A 4,583-nucleotide genomic window follows, 5' to 3' on the forward strand; every position below is an offset into this window, starting at 1 on the left:
CTGGCCAGGATGCGGTGCGGCAGCGCCGGGATCTGGTCCGGCCGCTGCCGACGGCGCGCCACGTACTCCGACGCCGCGAGGACGGCGGCGCCGGACAGCGCCGCCAGCCCGGCCGCACGCCTCCCCCGTCCGGCGCCCAGCGCCGCACCCGCCAGCCCGCCCAGCACGGCCGCCGTCGACACCTGCTCGACCAGCTTCGGAGCCACGGGATCCTCCAGACGACGCGCGACGCTATCCCGTCATGCTGCCATGGACCGGACCACCGGTTCCGACCACCGGTTGCGACCACCCCGGCCCGGGTGGAGGCTGCTGGCTGCGACCACCGCGTCCGGGGCACCGGGCGCCTCGGGGGCCTGGTCACCTGATGCGGCGCGCCGCGCAGACCTTTCCGCCACAGACAGGAGATGTCATGCGCATCAGGCGACCTGCCGCGGTGACCATCGCGGCACTCAGCACCGTCCTCGTCGCCGGGATCGCCGCAGCGGCCCCGCTGACCCCCGGTGGCTCCACCGAGGTCACCGTGGGGAGCAACGACTCGCTGTTCTCGCAGAACAAGCAGAACGAGCCGGGCCTGGCCGTGAACCCCGTCGACCCCACCATCCTGGCGGCCGGGGCGAACGACAACATCGACCTCGAGGCGTGCAACGCCGGCGACGACCGCACCTGCCCGTTCACGCCCGGCGTGGGTATCTCAGGCGTGCAGTTCTCCACCGACGCCGGCCGCACCTGGACCCAGCCCACGTACACCGGGTACTCCGCGCGCGTGACGCCGAGCTGCCTGGGCCAGCCCGATCCGGCACCCGGCCAGCCGCCGCCCGGCGACACCGGCTGTGTGCCCGACCCCGACGGGCCGATCGGCACGCTGCCGAACTACTTCGAGAACGGCATGGTGTCCAACGGCGATCCCGAGCTGGCGTTCGGCCCGGTGCCCGGCGCCGGCGGCGACTTCTCCTGGGCGAACGGCCAGCGGCTGTACTACGCGAACATCGCCACGCCGTTCCCCGGCAGCCCGGGCTTCCGCGGTGCCGCCGCCATCGCCGTCTCGCGCACCGACGACCTCGCGGGCGCCATCGCGGGCGACAACGACGCCTGGATGGACCCCGTCGTCGTCACCCGGCAGAACACCGCGCTGTTCAGCGACAAGGAGCAGATCTGGGCCGACAACGCCGAGTCCAGTCCGCACTTCGGCAACGTCTACGTCTGCAACGTCGGCTTCCGCGGGGCGTCGGGCGCCGAGCCGGTGCTGTTCGCCCGCTCCACCGACGGCGGCGACACGTGGCGCACCCGCCAGCTGACGCCGGCCACGAACAACCAGCAGACCGGCGGCCGCCAGGGCTGCGCGATCCGCACCGACAGCGCCGGCGTCGTCTATGTCGTGTGGGTCGGTACCGACATCCGCACGCGTGAGGGCGTGTTCTTCCAGGCGCGCTCGTTCGACGGCGGCGCGAACTTCGAGCGGCCGCGCGTGATCGTGCAGCCCGTGACCGGCATCGGGCAGTTCGACCCGGCACAGGGCCGGTTCACCATCGACGGCATCGCCGGAGCCCGGACGAGCACGTTCCCGAGCTTCGACATCGCCAACGGCGCGCCCTCGGGAGCCGACGCGACCGACCAGATCGTGCTCACCTGGTCCGACGACCGGCTCGGCACGAACCAGGAACGCGCCTGGGTCGTCACCAGCACGAACGGCGGCGACAGCTACTCGGCGCCGATGAACGCCAACGACGGCGCCGACCGGGCGAACTTCCCCGCCATCGCGATCTCGCCCGACGGGACGGACGCCTGGCTGGTGTACAACGCCTGGCTGGACCCGTGGCGCACCGACACGACGTCGCCGCGCCGCATGCAGGGCGTCGTCCGTCACGCCGACATCGACCCGGCGACCGGCGCGCTCGGAGCCTGGACGACGCAGCTGCGCGGCGCCGTCGGCGACGGGCGGGCGTCCTCGGCCAACGCGCTCACCTCGGAGTTCCTCGGCGACTACAACTACGCCGTCGCGACCAGGGACTACGGCTCGCTGGTCTGGAACGACCTGCGCGACGCCGCGGTCTGCCCGGCCATCAACGCCTACCGGCAGGCCTTCGTCGAGGACGTCCTCGCCGGCGAGGCCGGGCCCGTCGTCGGCGACGAGCCGGAGGACCGCGAGCAGGCGGCCGAGCTGCCGAGCTCGCACTCCGACGCGTGGCGGCCGGGCCCGAACACCCAGTGCCCGCCGACGTTCGGCAACTCCGACATCTTCGGAGGCACGTTCAGCGACGAGTCCTGACCGCCGCCCCGCGGCCCCTCCCGCCGCCGGCCGGCCGGCGGCGGGGGGGTCAGCGCGTCTCCAGCACCGCGAGGTCGCGTTCGGCGTAGAGGCGGTGCTGGTACTCCTCGTTGAGCAGGGTCAGCAGGCACTCGCGGACGGGGAAGCTGCGCGGCGGCGGCCAGCCGGGACCGTCGGCGGGCTCGGTGTCGGCGTCCAGCGACTCCTCGGTCAGCCCGGCGAGTACCGCCCGCACCGTCGCCCGCCGGTCCCGCAGCACGTCGAGCACGGTGTCGAGGGACGGGCGCGCCGCGCGGTCGCGGGGGACGCCGGGGAGGTCGGGCATGCCGTCCCACGGCAGCGCCAGCGGATGCCACGGCGCCGGCTCGCCGAGGATCGCCCGCCGCACCCACGAGTCGGTCACGAACACCAGGTGCCGCAACGTCTCGACGAACGACCACTCGTCGTCGACGGACTCGTGCAGCAGCGCCGGGTCGAGCCGCCGGGCCCGCGCGACGGTCTCGGCCCAGCGCCGTTCCAGCAGGTCGTAGGCGGCACGGAAGCCGTCGGGGCCGGTCGGGCGCATCGTCGCCCGGTCGGGGTCGCGGCGGTCGAGCTCGGCCTCGACCAGCGGCGCGACGTCGACGCCGTTGAGCGTGAGGCCGGTGATGTCGCCGTCGATGTCGGCGTCGCCCAGTTCCACGCCGCGCATCACCGCCGCGCGCAGGTCGACGTCGCGGAACCGCGCTCCGGAGAGGTCGACCCGGTGGAAGCGGGAACCGCGCAGGTCGTCGCCGTCGAAGTCGGTCATGTGCGCACCGTAGCGCCGGTTCCGGACGATCCACGTCCGGAAGGGTCCATGCTGGAAGGAGCACACCTCGTGGGAGGAGCTTCCCATGTCCCACACCCAGCCCAGCGCCGCCTGGCCGCCCGTCCCGCCGGAGGTGCCGCCGCCGTTCCGCCCCGGCACGCCGTGGCAACCCCCGCAGCCGGCGCCGTCGCCGCCGATCCTGCCCGGCTGGGAGGAGCGGCACCTGGCGCCGTCCGACCGCGACATCGTCGACCGGCTGCTCGACGAGCGCATCGTGCACGCCGGCGGGCGGCTGGACACGACGCTCGCCAACCGCACGACGGCGCAGCTGCTGCTGCTCGGCCGGCACGACGCCAGACCCGTCGAACTGCACCTGTCCTGCCGCGACAGCGAGCTCGACGCGTCGCTCGCGCTGGCCGGCACGGTGAGCGTGCTCGCCGCACCGGTCCAGGTGGTGGTGCACGGGACACTGCGCGGTCCCGCCGTCGCGGTGCTCTGCGCCGCCCAGGACCGCGCCGCGCACCGCGGCGCCACGCTGGTGCTGTCGCTGCCGCGCGCCGAGGCGGCGGGCACGGCCGCACAGCTCGCCGTCGAGGCCGACCAGCACGAACGCCAGGTCGACCGCGTGTGCGAGCTGGTCGCCGGCACGACCGGACGCGACGCCGACGCCGTCCGGGCCGACCTGCGTGCCGGGCGGGTGCTGTCGGCCGAGGACGCGTTCGCCCACGGCCTGCTGACCCGGCTGCTGTGACCGCGGCCCCGTCATCGCCCCCGACGCGCCCCTGTCCCCGTTGATCTTGCGGGGCGGTCGTCGTGGTGGCGTGAGGGTCAGAACACGCGGCGCCAGTTCCAGGGCCGGTCACCGGACCGTCCGCGCAGGCACGACAGCCGCCATTGCGCCTCGGCCCGCGCTGCGGCGCTGCGGCCGGCGTGCTGCAGCATGTACGAGCAGGCGCGCAGCTCGCGGATGTCGCGCAACGTCTCGAAGCCCGCCCAGCATGTGACGTCGTGGCCGTAGGCGGCGCAGAACTCGGCGTAGCCGGCGGCGTCGAGCGTCCCGAACGACGTCATGCGGACCGCCGTCGACACCAGGTCCCACTCCGGCGGGCCGGCGGAGAACCGCTCGAGATCGACCAGCCAGACGCTGCCGTCGTCGTCGGCCACCACGTTGCCCGCCCACGCGTCGCCGTGCACGACGCCCGCGGGCAGGCCGCCGGGCAGCTCGGCGTACCGGGCCTCGAGGTCGGCGAGGTACCCGAGCAACCACGCGCGGTCCGCCGCGGACACCGTCGGCGCCGCCTCGATCCGGTCGCGCACCCGGACGAACGGCGCCAGCTCCGGCAGCGCGAAGTCGCCCGGCGGATCCAGGGCGTGCAGCCGCCGCAGCGCGCCGGCCAGCTGCCGGTCGGCGGCCTCCCGGTGCGGCGGCAGCGCCCGCCAGAACGTCACCGGGACGCCGTCGACGTCGACCGGCTGCTCGACGCCGGCGAGCGCGCGGACGGCCGGCAGCCCGGCGCGCTCCAGCCA

The 4,583-nt window shown here is 74.8% G+C and carries 4 protein-coding genes and 1 pseudogene; 2 read left to right on the forward strand and 3 right to left on the reverse strand.

Annotation, left to right across the window (positions count from 1 at the left end):
* A pseudogene (locus DY240_RS23955) lies at nt 1–206 on the reverse strand (hypothetical protein); the annotation flags it as partial.
* A 203-nt stretch (nt 207–409) separates the two neighbouring features.
* Here DY240_RS23955 and DY240_RS23960 point away from each other — a divergent pair.
* Nucleotides 410–2,266, forward strand: a complete 1,857-nt coding sequence (locus DY240_RS23960) for a sialidase family protein (RefSeq protein WP_147375491.1) — start codon at nt 410–412, stop codon at nt 2,264–2,266.
* Nucleotides 2,267–2,315: 49 nt separating this feature from the next.
* Here DY240_RS23960 and DY240_RS23965 read toward each other — a convergent pair whose 3' ends face one another.
* On the reverse strand, nt 2,316–3,056 hold the full coding sequence (locus DY240_RS23965; protein ID WP_119662241.1) for a DinB family protein: 741 nt from the start codon (nt 3,054–3,056) through the stop codon (nt 2,316–2,318).
* An 85-nt stretch (nt 3,057–3,141) separates the two neighbouring features.
* On the opposite strand from DY240_RS23965, the gene DY240_RS23970 reads away from it, so the two are divergent.
* Entirely contained in the window at nt 3,142–3,807 is a 666-nt protein-coding gene (locus DY240_RS23970; protein WP_119662242.1) for an ATP-dependent Clp protease proteolytic subunit, read from the forward strand.
* 77 nt (nt 3,808–3,884) lie between these two features.
* On the opposite strand, the gene DY240_RS23975 is transcribed toward DY240_RS23970, so the two are convergent.
* Nucleotides 3,885–4,583 (reverse strand): phosphotransferase family protein (locus DY240_RS23975; RefSeq protein WP_119662243.1); only part of this gene is annotated, 699 nt, incomplete at its 5' end.

The organism is Jiangella rhizosphaerae, assembly GCF_003579925.1.
GTDB lineage: Bacteria > Actinomycetota > Actinomycetes > Jiangellales > Jiangellaceae > Jiangella > Jiangella rhizosphaerae.

What these genes read in the sequence shown, in the direction of transcription:
- DY240_RS23965 (WP_119662241.1), bottom strand. Translation starts at nt 3,056, where the DNA reads ATGACCGACTTCGACGGCGACGACCTGCGCGGTTCCCGCTTCCACCGG.
- DY240_RS23960 (WP_147375491.1), top strand. Translation starts at nt 410, where the DNA reads ATGCGCATCAGGCGACCTGCCGCGGTGACCATCGCGGCACTCAGCACC.
- DY240_RS23970 (WP_119662242.1), top strand. Translation starts at nt 3,142, where the DNA reads ATGTCCCACACCCAGCCCAGCGCCGCCTGGCCGCCCGTCCCGCCGGAG.